Source organism: Mycobacterium sp. 852014-52144_SCH5372336 (assembly GCF_001665615.1).
Taxonomy (GTDB): Bacteria; Actinomycetota; Actinomycetes; order Mycobacteriales; family Mycobacteriaceae; genus Mycobacterium; species Mycobacterium neumannii_A.
Window position 1 is genome coordinate 1 of record NZ_LZSW01000035.1, and the last position, 13,093, is coordinate 13,093.

Consider the following 13,093-nt stretch of genomic DNA (forward strand, 5'->3'; position numbering starts at 1 on the left):
AAGGGATCACCCGGCGGCGGCGGTGGCGGAGGCGCAGGTGCGGCCAGCGCGTCAACGGGTGCGGGCGGAGGCGGCGGGGCGAAGGGATCACCCGGCGGCGGCGGTGGCGGAGGCGCAGGTGCGGCCAGCGCGTCAACGGGTGCGGGCGGAGGCGGCGGAGCGAACGGGTCGAACGGCGGAGGTGGCGGTGGCAGCAGGTTGTTCACGGCCTCGACGGCGTCGTCGACGACATTGCGCGGCGTCGCACCCGACAATCCTTTACCGCACGTCGGCCACGCGCCCTTGCCCTGGCTGGCGAGCACGCGTTCGGCGACGGCGATCTGTTCTTCCTTGCTGGCCAAATGCGCGGCGGGGGCGTACTCACCGCCGCCGTGACCGGTCCAGGTGCTCGGCGCGAACTGCAGACCACCCTGGTAGCCGTTGCCGGTGTTGATGGCCCAGTTGCCGCCGGACTCGCAGCTGGCCACCCGATCCCATTCGCCGTCGGTGGCGGCGTGGGCCTGGCCGGCGAGGGCAAGGCTTCCGGTTCCGAGCACAGCGCCCGTGAAGGCGACTTTCGCGACGCTTACAGCCGATGAAGCCGGCTTGCGGTGCCGTCCACTCATAGGTGCTTCCGGTCCTCTCTTCGGCGCCCACGAGGTCAGCTGTCGGGTTCGGGCTGGAGAGGTATTGCCCGGCCTTGTCGCACAATGCGATTCGGCTTCACCCCAAGGAACCGATCGGCTCCAGGTCCGTCTTTGACTCGGCGGACCGGTTGGGTCCCCCGCCTCCATCCAAGTTGTTCGTTGGTATCCCGTGCACCAACGGATGGAGCTCGGCGCGGTTGGGCACGGCGGGCCAGTCGGTTTGAGGTCGACCGGCTTGGGACTGAACCGTATCGGCTCGTTTTGGGCGCGTCATCTTTTGCCGATTACGGCGTTTTCGCCTTCGGCAAATCTTAAAAATCCTCTAAATGCCCAGCAGATTTCTGCGTTTCCGCAGGACTATCGCGCGCTAAATCGCGTCGTAGCCAGGTTGTGATCATTCCGTGATGTGACGGAAATCACCGTTATCCGCCGGCGAATGGGGGAAGAACATCGACGGTTTGGGCGTCGCGCAGCGCGACGGCGTCGTCGCGCACAGCGATGCCGTCAGTCAGAAAAGAGCAGCGTTTCAGCACTTTCGCCAGATTCTCGTCGCGCTCACTGAGCTGCCCGACGAGTTCGGCGAGCGTCGTTCCCGGCTGAAGCCGAATCGTCTCCTCATCGTTACCGGCGGCGGCCCGTGCGGCCGCGAAATAGCGGACGTTCACCGCAACCGTGGTCGTTGTCGTCGTCATTGCTTCCTTTGACTCATCCGCCGATCGCGCTCATCGGCCGATCGGGTTGTACGAAGTTGGGATCGTTGATGCCGTGGCCCGCCGCTTTGGCCCACATCGCCTCACGCCACGCGGCCTCGAGGGCGGCATCGTCGGCGCCCGAGCGCATCAGTTGTCGCAGGTCGGTCTCTTGCTGCGCGAACAGGCAGTTGCGGACCTGGCCGTCGGCGGTCAACCGGGTGCGATCGCAGGCGGAGCAGAACGCGTGTGACACCGAGGCGATGATGCCGACCTTGCCCACGCCGCCGTCGACGCGCCACAACTCGGCCGGCGCCGACCCGCGCGGGGTGGTGTCCGGGGTGAGGTCGAAATGCTGCTGCAGCGCGGCGAGAACGTCGTCGGCGGAGATCGCCTTGCCGCGTTGCCACGAGTGGCCGGCGTCCAACGGCATCTGCTCGATGATGCGTAGCTGGTAGCCGTGGTCGAGGCAGAAGCGCAGCAGCCCGACCGCGTCGTCAAGGCCGGTGGCCGGGTCGAGGACGGCGTTGACCTTCACCGGGTTCAGGCCCGCGGCTTTCGCGGCCCGCAGCCCGGCCAGCACATCGGGGAGCCGGTCCCGACGGGTGATGGCGGCGAATCGCGCGGCGTCGACGGTGTCCAGCGAGACGTTGATGCGGTCCAGCCCCGCCTGCCTGAGCCGTTCGGCCCGCTTGTCGAGGCCGATGCCGTTGGTAGTCAGCGTGATCTCCGGCCGGGGGCTCAGCGCAGTCGTCGCGGCGATGACGTCCTCGAGGTGGCGCGCGACCAGAGGCTCGCCACCGGTGAAGCGCACGCTCCTGACGCCGAGCCTCGTCACGGCGATACGCAGCAGGCGGGTCAACTCCTCGGGCCGCAGCAGCCGCTCCGACGGCAACCAGTCCAGGCCCTCGGCGGGCATGCAGTAGGTGCACCGCAGGTTGCAGCGGTCGGTCAACGACACCCGCAGATCGGTGGCGATGCGGCCGAAGGTGTCGACCAGCGGCCCGTCGGCCGGGGCGGGGGAGGACGGTGCGGCGGACGGCACGCCGAGATGGACGACGGTCACGCGAACGCCCGCTCCGGGTTGTTCGCGGCGTCGACGGGCACGATCTCCTTACCCAGCGGCATCAGCGACACCGGGATCAGCTTGAGGTTGGCCAGTGCGAGCGGAATGCCGACGATCGTGATCGCCATCGCGATCGCGGTGATGATGTGCTCGAGGGCCAGCCAGACGCCGAACAGAATGACCCAGATGACGTTGCCGACCAGCGCGGCTGGCCGCGGCCCCGGCTTCTCGACGATCGTGCGGCCGAACGGCCACAGCGCATACATCGCGATACGAAGCGCGGCGAACCCGAACGGAATGGTGATGATCAGTACGAAACAGATCAGCGCCGCCAGCAGGTAGCCCAGCGCCAGCCACAGGCCGCCGAACACCAACCAGATGATGTTGAGTATCAATCGCATATGCGCGCTTCTTCTCCTCCAGCGGTGGTCTTCAGCCTACCGATAAGGGGGTGCTGGCGAGGTAGAGGTCAGAGTAGGATCGAGCAGCACGCGTCCCGGCGCATCGGGGCGCTTTCCTTTTGTAGGTACAACGACGAGCGGGTGAGACCAGTGCCGACCGGCAGGGTTAAGTGGTACGACGCCGAAAAGGGCTTCGGGTTTTTGTCCCAGGAGGACGGCGAGGACGTCTACGTCCGATCCTCGGCGCTGCCCTCCGGTGTCGAGACCCTCAAGGCCGGGCAGCGCGTGGAGTTCGGCATCGCCGCGGGCAGGCGCGGGCCGCAGGCGCTGACGCTGACGCTCATCGACCCGCCGCCGAGCCTTTCGCGCACGCGCCGGGAGGCTGCCGCCGCCGAGCGCAAGCATTCGCCCGACGAGTTGCACGGCATGATCGAGGACATGATCACGCTGCTCGAGAGCGCTGTGCAGCCCGAACTGCGTAAGGGTCGCTATCCGGACCGCAAGGCCGCCCGCCGGGTGTCCGAGGTGGTGCGGGCGGTCGCCCGCGAGCTCGAGGCCTAGTTTCTTCGCGCCGAACGTCGACTTGTTGTCGATGAATTGCCGATCTCACGACAACAACTCGACGCTGGAGCAGCCGGCGGCGCGCAGAGCGGCCAAAGTGCGCTCGACAATCGTGTGGGGTCGGTAGCGCAGCATCTCGGCGCTGACCCGGACGATCCGCCAATCCAGGGCCTCGAGTCTGGCTTGGCGTTCGATGTCGGCTGCGCGGATCCGCGGGTTGGTCCAGTGTTGTGCGCCGTCGTATTCGACGCCGACCTTCCATTTCGGATAGCCCATGTCGATGCGGCCGACGTGGTTGTAATAGCGGTCGAAGACGTCGATCTGCGTGTGTGTTGGCCGAATTCCCGCGTCGGTCAACACCAGACGTGTCCGCGTCTCCTGCGGCGATTCCGCGCCAGGGTCGGCGAGTTTTATCACTTCCCGCAGCTGAACGACACCTCGTGCGCCGCGGTGCTGCTCGATGAGCGCCTCGACGTCACGCAACTTCAGCGAGGTCGCCTGCAGCAGCGCATCGACGCGAATGACGGCCAGCGTCCGCCCATACCGCCGGCCGAGGTCGAAGGCTGTGCGCGCCGGCGTGGTGACCAGAATGCCCCGGACCCGGCGGATCTCCTCCCTGCTGAGTTCCCCGCTGTGCACGACGATCCCCGCCGGCCTGTCGCGGGATCGCCGGTGCACCTCTGCGGGCAGGCGCCCGTCGATGAACTTCGAGCCGTACATCGCGGCCGCCGACAATCCCACCAGCGTCGCTTCCCGTCTGGACCACAGCCAAGCTGCGACCGCTTTGTCCACCGCGCTCAGCACATGGTCGCGGGGCACGTACACATTCCGATGGACCATCCGGTACCGCGTGCGCAACTGGTAGCGGGTCACCGCGCCCACGGCTAAAGCTTCGGTGCCGACAAACGGGACCATGTGCGTATGACGTTGCCGCGGTGGTGACGGTTCCCGTGGGGCATCCTGGATACATGGCATATGTCGCCGACAAATCCGACTCCGGTGGCGAGTTCAACCGCGACACCAAGTACATCGGCACTCGTATCACCGCCGATGGCCGCGACGGGTATCCCGTCGAACCCGGCCGCTATCGGCTCGTCGTCGCGCGGGCCTGCCCGTGGGCCAACCGCACGATCATCGTCCGACGGCTGCTCGGACTCGAAGACGCCCTGTCCATCGGCTTCTGCGGGCCCACCCACGACCAGGACAGCTGGACGTTCGACCTCGACCCGGACGGCGTCGACCCGGTGCTGGGAATCCCCCGGCTCAAAGACGCCTACCTGAAGCGTTTCCCCGACTACGACAAGGGCATCACGGTCCCCGCGATCGTCGACGTCCCGACCGGTGAGGTCGTCACCAACGACTTCCCGCAGATCACGCTCGACTTCTCCACCGAGTGGACGCAGTACCACCGCGACGGCGCGCCCGACCTCTACCCCGAGAAGCACCGCGACGAGATCGACGAAGTGGCTGAACGCATCTACACCGAAATCAACAACGGCGTGTACCGGTGCGGGTTCGCCGGATCGCAGGAGGCCTACGACAAGGCCTACGACAGATTGTTCTTCGCGCTCGACTTGCTCTCCGAGCGCCTGGACGGCCAGCGGTATCTGGTGGGCGACACCATCACCGAGGCCGACGTGCGGCTGTTCACCACGCTGGCGCGCTTCGACCCCGTCTATCACGGGCACTTCAAGTGCAACCGCCAGAAACTGTCTGAGCTACCCGCGCTGTGGGCCTACGCCCGCGACCTGTTCCAGACGCCGGGGTTCGGCGACACCATCGACTTCGTTCAGATCAAGCAGCACTACTACATCGTGCACACCGACATCAACCCGACGCAGGTCGTGCCAAAAGGACCCGACCTGTCCAACTGGCTGACCCCGCACGGTCGAGAAGCCTTGGGCGGCAGGCCGTTCGGAGACGGGACACCGCCCGGCCCGACGCCCGAGGGCGAACGGGTGCAGCAGGGTCACGGCGCCGAGTGACGCCGGCTCAAAGCCACCACGGAGGACTCAGGACCAGACCGTGCGCACCGACCATTCGGCGTGCGGGGCCGGCACCTCTTCGTCGTCGATGCGGACCAGCGTGGGCAGCAGCACGGCGAACCCGGTGAGCTTGCCGCGCCGCGGGTCGACGGTCGGGATGGTCACCGCCAGTCGCGTTCCCGGGCGGAACTCCTCGACGACGTCGCCACCCTCGTACTGACGCAGCAGTACCCACGGCGCCCGCGCGATCGCCGGCGGCACCGACAGCTGCACCGCGTCGCTCTCGATGACCGGCAGTTCGCCCTGGTCCTCGAAGACCTCACACTTGGTGGGGTTGAGCACCTCGCAATAGCGGTACGGGCCCACTCGCACGAGGGTCCCATGCGAATACGCGCTGATCTCAGGGTATTTCGGGGCGTCGGCGTTGCTGCTGAGCCACCAGACGAGCACACCGGTACCCACCGACGCGAGGATCACCACCGCGACGAGCGCGGCGATCATGCGTTTCACTCGTGCGCCACCGCCGCGGTGTCGGTGCGTCCGCCCTCCTGCTCGGCCAGCACGGGTCGGTTACCGCCAAACCCCGGAATGAGCGAATCACCGCGGTAGCTCACCACGGTCTGCGCCAGGCCGAGAATCAGCACCGAGGTGATCGCCGTGAAGCCCACCCACAATTCGGTGTAGACCAGCACGCCGACCGCACCGCCGGCGACCCAGGCCAACTGCAGCACCGACTCCGAACGGCCAAACGCCGAGGCACGCGACTCCTCGGGCAGGTCGTCCTGCAGCGACGCGTCCAGCGAGGCCTTGCCGATCGCGCTCGCCCCCGACGTGAGCAGCGTGGCAATCGCGGCCACCAGCAGATTGCCGGTCAGCGCGGCGGCCAGCGCCGCGAGGGTGACGACGATCGTGCAGCGCACCACCACCTGCGCCGGACGGCCCAATTTGAGGCGCGCGCTGGTGAAGTTGCCCGCGAAGTTACCGACGGCCGCGGCCGCGCCGATCAGTCCGAGTATGCGCAGCTGCTCCCACCCGCTGGCGTCGTGAGACTTCGCGACGAACGCCGGATACAGGAACAGGAAGCCGACCATGACCTTGATGGTGCAGTTACCCCACAGTGCGGCGATGGTGTTGCGGCCCAAGGGTTGGCGCGCCGCTTTTGCCGGTGGCACGTGATCACCGCGCCGCAGTTCACCCGTGCGACCGTGGTAGCTCAGCGTCGCGGGCACCTCGCCCTCGGTGACCTCGACCCATTTCGGGATGCGCATCGACAGGGCCACGCCGGCCACCGACACCGCGACGATCACGTACAGCGCACCCGGCATCTCGAACAGCTTGAACAGGTACTCCGCACCCGCGGCCACCGCACCGCCGACCATTGTGCCGCCGAGTAGGCCGAAGGTGGTCAGCCGCGAGTTCACCCGCACCAGGTCGATGGTCGGCGGCAGTACCCGCGGGGTCACCGCGCTGCGTAAAACGCTGAAAGACTTGGACAGCACCATCATTCCGAGCGCGCACGGGTACAGCACCCACGAGGGGAAGCTGCCGGTGGCACCGTCGTAGTTGGCGATCAGCACCACCGCGAGCGCCGTGCGCAGCCCGAACGACGTGGCCAGCGCGACGCGGCGGCCGTGCTGCAGCCGGTCCAGCGCGGGCCCGATGAGCGGGGCGATGACGGCGAACGGCGCGATAGTGATCAACAGATACAGCGCGACCTTGCCCTTGCTCTCCCCGGAGGCCGCCGCGAAGAACAAGGTGTTGGCCAGAGCGACCGCCATCGCCGCGTCGACGGCGAAGTTCGCGACCACCGGCCATGTCAGCGCGGTCAGTCCGGACTTGTCGGCGCCGTCCGCGGTCGCGGCCCGGTGCACCAGGCCGTACATCCTGGAGCCCATCTCGCGGCTGCGCTGGGCGGCTACCCGGGTGACGGTGACCTTTTCGCCTGCGGCACCGCCCATCCGGTGCGGCGGTGGCGTGGCACCGAATTCGCGGGTGGGCTCATCGAGCGGAGGCAGCCAGCGGTTGGCGCTCGGCGTCGGTCCGCTGCGCCGGGGTCGACGGTAGCTCGGATCGCTCGGGTAGTTCGCCATCCCGGGATGTTCATCGCTCCACCGGTCGTCACTCCAGCGGTCGTCGGCGGGCGGTCGTGGCGGGTGGTACCGAGGGTCGCGCCGACCCGCAGAGTCTCGGGGGTCACGACGCGGTCCGGTCACGATGTCGATTCTCCACCATCGAAGCGGTAGCGGGCGTGCAGCCAACCGGTGTGGCTGACGGTTAGCCGGTCAGGCAGTATTGAGGGCGATGGAAAGCGTGACCGAATCCGCCGAGCGGCCGGATCTGGAGGCGGTACTCCTGGGCGCCGTCGACGACGCACGTGCGGCGATCGTCGAGTTCAGCGGCGAAGACACCGTCGGTGACTACCTGGGTGCCAGCTTCGAGGACCCGACCGCGGCCACGCACCGCTTCCTCGCCGACATGCCCGGTTACCGCGGCTGGCAGTGGGCGGTCGTCGTCGCGGCGTGGCCCGGCGCCGACCACGCCACCATCAGCGAGGTGGTGCTGGTTCCGGGGCCGACGGCGTTGCTGGCGCCGAAGTGGGTGCCGTGGCAGGACCGTGTCCAGCCCGGCGATCTGGGCCCGGGCGATCTTCTCGCCCCGCCCCCGGACGACCCTCGTCTGGTGCCCGGCTACATGGCGACCGGCGACCCGCAGATCGACGACGTCGCACTCGAGGTGGGTCTGGGCCGTCGCCAGGTGCTCAGCCAGTGGGGGCGCATCGATGCGGCCCAACGCTGGCACGACGGCGACTATGGGCCCGGTTCGGCGATGGCGCGCTCGACACGGCGCGTCTGCCGCGACTGCGGGTTCTATCTTCCGCTGGCCGGTTCACTGGGCACGATGTTCGGCGTCTGCGCCAATGAGTTCTCCGCCGACGGCCACGTCGTCGACTCCGAATACGGTTGCGGCGCACACTCCGACACGCCGCAACCCGCGGGCGGTGGATCCCCGCTCTACGACCCGTACGACGACGGTGTGCTGGACCTGACCGAGCCCGCCGACTGACGTTATTCGTCGGACTTCTCAACGCGGCTCGTTCCTCGCCGCTTAATCGTCGTCCGACTAGCGTTCGGCCGCGGCCTTGATCCGCGCGAGCGACTCGTTCATGCCCTCGACGAGTTCACGTTCGAAACTCGGCACGCCGCCCATCACCGCGTTGACCAGCATCGTGGACACCGGCTTGACCCCGTTCTCCGCATGGCGCGTCTCCACCAGCCGGGTGCCGGTCTCGGTGGGTTCGAGTTCGTAGCTCCACACCGTGTTGTTCTCGTTGACCCGGAACGCCAGCTTCTTCTCCGGGATCACTTCGATGATCCGGCTGGTGGTGGGCCAGAACATGAATTTGCGGCGATTGAGGTTGATGGTCCGCGCGCCCGGCTGCAGCGGACCGAACGTCTTCATCAGCCGGCACTGCGGACTCCATCGCGGCATGTTCTTGAGGTCCGAGACCAGTTCCCACACCTTCGCCACCGGGGCGTTGATCGTCGTCTCGGCTTGCAACAGCGGCGCTGCCATTGCGCCCTCCCGTCTCATCCTGTTTTACGTGAGTCCGCTTTGTGCCCCGCGCGATCCGCGACGCACGGCGTGACGTTGCCACAACCAGATCCCCGTGCCAAGGGCGCCGACGCCCAGCCCGGCCACCGTGTACGGCCGCCACTCGTGTAAACCGGTCACCGTGAACGCGAGGATCGCAGCGACGACCCAACCGGCCGCGATCACGACGATGACCGGCGCCGGCTTGAGCAGGACGTCGGGCAGCGGGGGCGGTTGCGGGGTCATCGCTATGAAAAATAGCCCACCGCGCGGTGGTGCCGGTCGGGCGTGACCATGACCCACACCGTGATCGACGTCGCCGATCCGTCCGATCCGCGACTCGACGACTTCCGTGACCTCAACAGCGTCGACCGCCGACCCGACCTGCCCACCGGCAAGGGGCTGGTGATCGCCGAGGGCGTGTTGGTGGTGCAACGCATGCTGGCCTCGCGGTTCGTCCCGCGCGCGATGATGGGCACCGACCGCCGGCTGCAGGAACTCGGGGCCGATCTGGCCGGTGTCTCCGCCCCGTACTACCGCGTGCCCGCCGACGTGATGGCCGAAGTGGTGGGCTTCCACCTCAACCGCGGCGTACTGGCGTCGGCCTCACGGCCACGGGAGTTGACGGTCGCCGAGGTGCTCGCCGGAGCCGGCGCGCCGGCGACATCGGGCAGGGGCGCCCGTACCGTCGCCGTCCTTGAAGGCGTCAACGACCACGAAAATCTCGGCTCGATCTTTCGCAACGCGGCCGGCCTCGGTGTGGACGCGGTGGTGTTCGGCACCGGCTGCGCCGATCCGCTGTATCGCCGCGCCGTCCGGGTGTCGATGGGCCATGCACTGCTCGTACCCTACGCCTGGGCGCGGTCGTGGCCGACGGATCTGGAGTTGTTGCGCGACAACGGGTTTCGGCTGCTGGCGATGACGCCCGCCGCTACCGCACGCACTCTTGCCGATGCGATGTCGGACGTGGTCGACGACAAGGTGGCGATCCTCGTCGGCGCGGAGGGTCCGGGGCTCACGGAGCGGACGATGCGCGCCGCGGATCTTCGGGTGCGGATCCCGATGTCGCGGGGAACCGACTCGCTCAACGTCGCGACCGCTGCGGCCCTGGCGTTCTATGAGCGGGTTAGATTGGGCACCGGCGAGATTGAGCGGAGCGACTCGGAGTGAATGAGATGGCCGACGACTCGACGCCGTGGGCGATGGGGTTGACGGTGGCGGGTTTCGTCGCGGCGGTCATCGCGGCCGCGATCGTCGTGCTGAGCCTCGGTTTGCTGCGATTGCACCCGCTGCTGGCGATCGGACTCAACTTGGTGGCGGTCGGCGGCCTGGCCCCGACGGTGTGGGGGTGGCGTAACCGGCCGGTGTGGCGATGGTTCGTGTTGGGCTCCGGCGTCGGAGTGCTCGCCGCGTGGCTGGTGGTGCTCGTCGTCGCCTTGAGCGGCTGACCTGGGCGCGAAAAACTCAGCGCTGACCGCTGGACCGCACGCCCAGCAGAACGTCCTCCCACGCCGGGACCGCCGGCTTGGCCTTACCTCTGCGAGCCTTGGCCGGCTTCGGTGCGACGGGCTCCGGCTCCGCTTCGGGCTGCGGATCCGGGGCGGTGACTTGCACCGGCGGCTCGATCGGAAGCGTCGGTTCCTCGACCTCGGCCGCAGGCTGAGGCAGCGCGGCGACCGGACGCAGCGGTCGCGAGAAGTTCGGATCGATCAGCTCGGACGCCGCGTCGTCGAATGCGGTCACCGTCCCGCCATGGGCGCCGGGGGTGAACCGGAAATGCGCGACGTTGTCGGACATCCCCGCCTTCCACGCCAGCTGTACGGTCCAGCGGCCGTCCTCGTTGCGCCACGCATCCCACGCGGGGGCGTCGGGGTCGAGCCCGCGCGCGATCAACGCCGTCGTGACCGTCTCCAGCAGGGTCAGCACCGACGGACCGTCGGGGAGCACCGGGTGCGCGGCCGTTGCCAGTTCAGCGGCGCGAGAACGCTCGAGCAACACCGGATGTGCGAACCGCTCGACCCGGGCCACGTCGACGCCCGACGCCTCGGCGACCTGCTCGACGGACGCGCCCGCCCTGATCCGGGACTGAATCTCTCTGGGGCGCAGCACGTTGTGAACCTCGGCCTCGTCTCGTGTCTGGCTCGAACCCATCTGGTCGCCTCGAACGGCGGCCCGCAACCGATCGTCGCGCCGCAGCGTGAATTTCTCGCCGGAGCCGTCGGCCTCGCAGATGATTCGTTTGCCGTCCACATCGAGTCCGACGACTTTGAGTTCCCGCATGGCGACCTCCTCCGGGCTAGCGCAAAGCCCGATCAACCGGACACTACTGCGTTATCCGCTCGTTACCTGGTAGGACACGCGGAGGCAGGAAGCCGCTCCCGCCTGTTGGTCGCGGCTAAAGCCGCTCCCCGCTTGTCGGTCGCGCTAAAGCCGCTCCACCACCCAGTCGATGCACGCGGTGAGCGCGCTGACGTCCTCGGGGTCGACGGCCGGGAACATCCCCACCCGCAGCTGGTTGCGGCCGAGCTTGCGATAGGGCTCGGTGTCGACGATGCCGTTGGCTCGCAGCGTCTTGGCCACGGCGCTGGCATCGATGTCGTCGTTGAAGTCCACGGTGCCGACCACCTGCGAGCGCAACGCCGGATCCGCGACGAACGGCGTGGCGAACGCCGCGGCCTCGGCCCATGAGTAGAGCCGCTGCGACGAGTCCGCCGTGCGTTTGACCGCCCAGTCCAAGCCGCCGTTGCCCAGCAACCAGTCCAGCTGCTCGGCGAGCAGGATCAGCGTGCCGATCGCCGGGGTGTTGTACGTCTGGTTCTTGAGGCTGTTCTCGATCGCGATCGGCAGCGACAGGAACTCCGGAACCCAGCGCCCCGCACCCGCGATGGCCTCGACGCGGGCGAGCGCGGCCGGCGACATGATGGCGATCCACAGGCCGCCGTCGCCCGCGAAGTTCTTCTGCGGAGCGAAGTAATAGACGTCGGATTCGGCGATGTTGACCGGCAGCCCACCCGCCGCCGACGTCGCGTCGATCGCGATCAACGCATCACCCGACCCGTCGGGGCGCTGCACCGGGACCGCGACACCCGTCGAGGTCTCGTTGTGCGCCCAGCCGATCAGGTCCACCGACGGATCCGACGTCGGCTCCGGTGCGCTGCCCGGGTCCGCCTTGACGACGACGGGATCGCCGACGAACGGGTTCTTGGCGACGGCCGAGGCGAATTTCGCGCTGAACTCCCCGTAGGTCAGGTGCAGCGAACGCTTGTCGATCAGGCCGAACGCCGCCGCATCCCAGAACGCGGTGGTGCCGCCGTTGCCGAGGATCACCTCGTAGCCGTCGGGCACCGAGAAGAGCTCGCACAGCCCGTCGCGCACCCGGCCGACCAGATTCTTCACCGGCGCCTGGCGATGCGACGTCCCGAACAAGTCACCGGCGGCGGCCAGCGCCGCCAGCTGTTCGGGCCGAACCTTGGAGGGGCCGCAACCGAAGCGGCCGTCACGCGGTTTGAGGTCGGCGGGGATCGTCAGCTGGCCCATGCGGTCAACACTAATGACCGCACCGGTGCTCCTGCCGCGGGGATGGAAGGCAAGAGAACTCTAAAAAGTGGGTAAAGAGCCGATATAGAGACCTCGCCGTGTCCATACTGTGACCTGTCGGGGACTGCGGATCGAGCCCAGGGGGGCACGTGGACAGTCGTAGCAGAAGCATCAAGGTGATACCCGCCTGCGCAGCGGCGTTGGCACTGTTCAGCCCGGCACTCGCCGCTCCGGCCCACGCCGACGAAGGCGGCGCGCTGCTGGGTGAGGTCAATGCCGCCCGCGCGGCCAACGGCTGCGGCCCCGTCGCCGCCAACCCGCAGCTGACCGCGGCCGCCGCGCGTCAGGCCAACGACATGCTGGCCAACAACGTGCGCAGCCACACCGGCTCGGACGGGTCGTCCGTCGGTCAACGCATCACCGCCGCCGGCTACACGCAGTACGCGAACGTCGGCGAGATCATCTTCTGGAGCACCGGTGTCAACGGTGTCCCCGCCGCGGCGGTCAACTGGTGGATGAACAGCCCGGGACACCGCGCGATCATCACCGACTGCGGCATGACCGAAGCCGGGTTCTCGGTGGCGCGCGCCGGTAATCGGGCCACCGCAGTGGGTGAGTTCGGCACCAAATAAGCCAC

The 13,093-nt window shown here is 68.1% G+C and carries 17 protein-coding genes and 1 riboswitch; of the genes, 6 read left to right on the plus strand and 11 right to left on the minus strand.

The features are described from left to right. The 4 genes from A5759_RS07220 to A5759_RS07235 form a co-directional block, all read right to left on the minus strand. On the minus strand, nt 1–605 hold a 605-nt coding region (locus tag A5759_RS07220; protein WP_197505985.1), incomplete at its 3' end, for a transglycosylase family protein. A 9-nt stretch (nt 606–614) separates the two neighbouring features. Further along, nucleotides 615–830: riboswitch (cyclic di-AMP (ydaO/yuaA leader) on the minus strand. Nucleotides 831–1,048: 218 nt separating this feature from the next. Then, the gene (locus A5759_RS07225; protein WP_068195684.1) at nt 1,049–1,318 is read right to left on the minus strand and encodes a MoaD/ThiS family protein; all 270 of its coding nucleotides are present in this window, start codon (nt 1,316–1,318) and stop codon (nt 1,049–1,051) included. A 13-nt stretch (nt 1,319–1,331) separates the two neighbouring features. Further along, entirely contained in the window at nt 1,332–2,381 is a 1,050-nt protein-coding gene (gene moaA, locus A5759_RS07230; protein ID WP_068195686.1) for a GTP 3',8-cyclase MoaA, read from the minus strand. Continuing rightward, nucleotides 2,378–2,782 (minus strand): YccF domain-containing protein, encoded by a 405-nt coding sequence (locus tag A5759_RS07235; RefSeq protein WP_064398166.1) that lies wholly within the window; start codon nt 2,780–2,782, stop codon nt 2,378–2,380. Before A5759_RS07235 ends, moaA begins: the two co-directional genes overlap by 4 nt. 150 nt (nt 2,783–2,932) lie before the next feature. Between A5759_RS07235 and A5759_RS07240 the strand changes: the two genes are divergently transcribed. Then, complete coding sequence (locus A5759_RS07240) at nt 2,933–3,343, plus strand: cold-shock protein (RefSeq protein ID WP_068195690.1); 411 nt, start codon at nt 2,933–2,935, stop codon at nt 3,341–3,343. Between the two features lie 45 nt (nt 3,344–3,388). Here the strand turns inward: A5759_RS07240 and A5759_RS07245 are convergent, their stop codons facing one another. Further along, nucleotides 3,389–4,258 (minus strand): endonuclease domain-containing protein, encoded by an 870-nt coding sequence (locus A5759_RS07245; RefSeq protein ID WP_068195693.1) that lies wholly within the window; start codon nt 4,256–4,258, stop codon nt 3,389–3,391. A 53-nt stretch (nt 4,259–4,311) separates the two neighbouring features. Between A5759_RS07245 and A5759_RS07250 the strand changes: the two genes are divergently transcribed. Continuing rightward, a complete protein-coding gene (locus tag A5759_RS07250; RefSeq protein ID WP_068195696.1) occupies nt 4,312–5,328 on the plus strand; it encodes a glutathione S-transferase family protein in 1,017 nt (338 codons plus the stop codon). Nucleotides 5,329–5,355: 27 nt separating this feature from the next. On the opposite strand, the gene A5759_RS07255 is transcribed toward A5759_RS07250, so the two are convergent. Next, the gene (locus A5759_RS07255; protein ID WP_068195699.1) at nt 5,356–5,838 is read right to left on the minus strand and encodes a DUF2771 domain-containing protein; all 483 of its coding nucleotides are present in this window, start codon (nt 5,836–5,838) and stop codon (nt 5,356–5,358) included. Next, nucleotides 5,835–7,418: an MFS transporter gene (locus A5759_RS07260; RefSeq protein ID WP_197505986.1), complete on the minus strand. Its 1,584-nt coding sequence runs from the start codon at nt 7,416–7,418 to the stop codon at nt 5,835–5,837. Before A5759_RS07260 ends, A5759_RS07255 begins: the two co-directional genes overlap by 4 nt. A gap of 211 nt (nt 7,419–7,629) precedes the next feature. On the opposite strand from A5759_RS07260, the gene A5759_RS07265 reads away from it, so the two are divergent. Continuing rightward, a complete protein-coding gene (locus A5759_RS07265; RefSeq protein ID WP_068195705.1) occupies nt 7,630–8,391 on the plus strand; it encodes a DUF3027 domain-containing protein in 762 nt (253 codons plus the stop codon). Nucleotides 8,392–8,448: 57 nt separating this feature from the next. Here the strand turns inward: A5759_RS07265 and A5759_RS07270 are convergent, their stop codons facing one another. Both A5759_RS07270 and A5759_RS07275 read right to left on the minus strand, forming a co-directional pair. Beyond that, on the minus strand, nt 8,449–8,901 hold the full coding sequence (locus A5759_RS07270; protein WP_068195709.1) for an SRPBCC family protein: 453 nt from the start codon (nt 8,899–8,901) through the stop codon (nt 8,449–8,451). 24 nt (nt 8,902–8,925) lie between these two features. Beyond that, complete coding sequence (locus tag A5759_RS07275) at nt 8,926–9,165, minus strand: DUF2530 domain-containing protein (protein ID WP_064412265.1); 240 nt, start codon at nt 9,163–9,165, stop codon at nt 8,926–8,928. A 48-nt stretch (nt 9,166–9,213) separates the two neighbouring features. Between A5759_RS07275 and A5759_RS07280 the strand changes: the two genes are divergently transcribed. Next, complete coding sequence (locus A5759_RS07280) at nt 9,214–10,089, plus strand: RNA methyltransferase (RefSeq protein WP_068195832.1); 876 nt, start codon at nt 9,214–9,216, stop codon at nt 10,087–10,089. A 5-nt stretch (nt 10,090–10,094) separates the two neighbouring features. Further along, nucleotides 10,095–10,367 carry a DUF2537 domain-containing protein gene (locus A5759_RS07285; protein ID WP_068195829.1) on the plus strand — a complete coding sequence of 91 codons (273 nt, stop codon included), beginning with the start codon at nt 10,095–10,097 and terminating at the stop codon, nt 10,365–10,367. A gap of 16 nt (nt 10,368–10,383) precedes the next feature. Here A5759_RS07285 and sepH read toward each other — a convergent pair whose 3' ends face one another. Both sepH and serC read right to left on the minus strand, forming a co-directional pair. After that, complete coding sequence (gene sepH, locus A5759_RS07290) at nt 10,384–11,199, minus strand: septation protein SepH (RefSeq protein ID WP_068195713.1); 816 nt, start codon at nt 11,197–11,199, stop codon at nt 10,384–10,386. Between the two features lie 144 nt (nt 11,200–11,343). Next, the gene (serC, locus tag A5759_RS07295) at nt 11,344–12,456 is read right to left on the minus strand and encodes a phosphoserine transaminase (protein ID WP_068195716.1); all 1,113 of its coding nucleotides are present in this window, start codon (nt 12,454–12,456) and stop codon (nt 11,344–11,346) included. 149 nt (nt 12,457–12,605) lie between these two features. On the opposite strand from serC, the gene A5759_RS07300 reads away from it, so the two are divergent. After that, the gene (locus A5759_RS07300) at nt 12,606–13,088 is read left to right on the plus strand and encodes a CAP domain-containing protein (protein WP_082962031.1); all 483 of its coding nucleotides are present in this window, start codon (nt 12,606–12,608) and stop codon (nt 13,086–13,088) included. The last annotated feature ends 5 nt before the right edge of the window (nt 13,089–13,093 follow it).

Coding starts and splice junctions, on each gene's coding strand:
- A5759_RS07225 (WP_068195684.1), bottom strand. CDS start 1,318: ATGACGACGACAACGACCACGGTTGCGGTGAACGTCCGCTATTTCGCG.
- A5759_RS07235 (WP_064398166.1), bottom strand. CDS start 2,782: ATGCGATTGATACTCAACATCATCTGGTTGGTGTTCGGCGGCCTGTGG.
- A5759_RS07245 (WP_068195693.1), bottom strand. CDS start 4,258: ATGGTCCCGTTTGTCGGCACCGAAGCTTTAGCCGTGGGCGCGGTGACC.
- A5759_RS07250 (WP_068195696.1), top strand. CDS start 4,312: ATGGCATATGTCGCCGACAAATCCGACTCCGGTGGCGAGTTCAACCGC.
- A5759_RS07260 (WP_197505986.1), bottom strand. CDS start 7,418: ATGGCGAACTACCCGAGCGATCCGAGCTACCGTCGACCCCGGCGCAGC.
- A5759_RS07265 (WP_068195705.1), top strand. CDS start 7,630: ATGGAAAGCGTGACCGAATCCGCCGAGCGGCCGGATCTGGAGGCGGTA.
- A5759_RS07270 (WP_068195709.1), bottom strand. CDS start 8,901: ATGGCAGCGCCGCTGTTGCAAGCCGAGACGACGATCAACGCCCCGGTG.
- A5759_RS07275 (WP_064412265.1), bottom strand. CDS start 9,165: ATGACCCCGCAACCGCCCCCGCTGCCCGACGTCCTGCTCAAGCCGGCG.
- A5759_RS07280 (WP_068195832.1), top strand. CDS start 9,214: ATGACCCACACCGTGATCGACGTCGCCGATCCGTCCGATCCGCGACTC.
- A5759_RS07285 (WP_068195829.1), top strand. CDS start 10,095: ATGGCCGACGACTCGACGCCGTGGGCGATGGGGTTGACGGTGGCGGGT.
- sepH (WP_068195713.1), bottom strand. CDS start 11,199: ATGCGGGAACTCAAAGTCGTCGGACTCGATGTGGACGGCAAACGAATC.
- serC (WP_068195716.1), bottom strand. CDS start 12,456: ATGGGCCAGCTGACGATCCCCGCCGACCTCAAACCGCGTGACGGCCGC.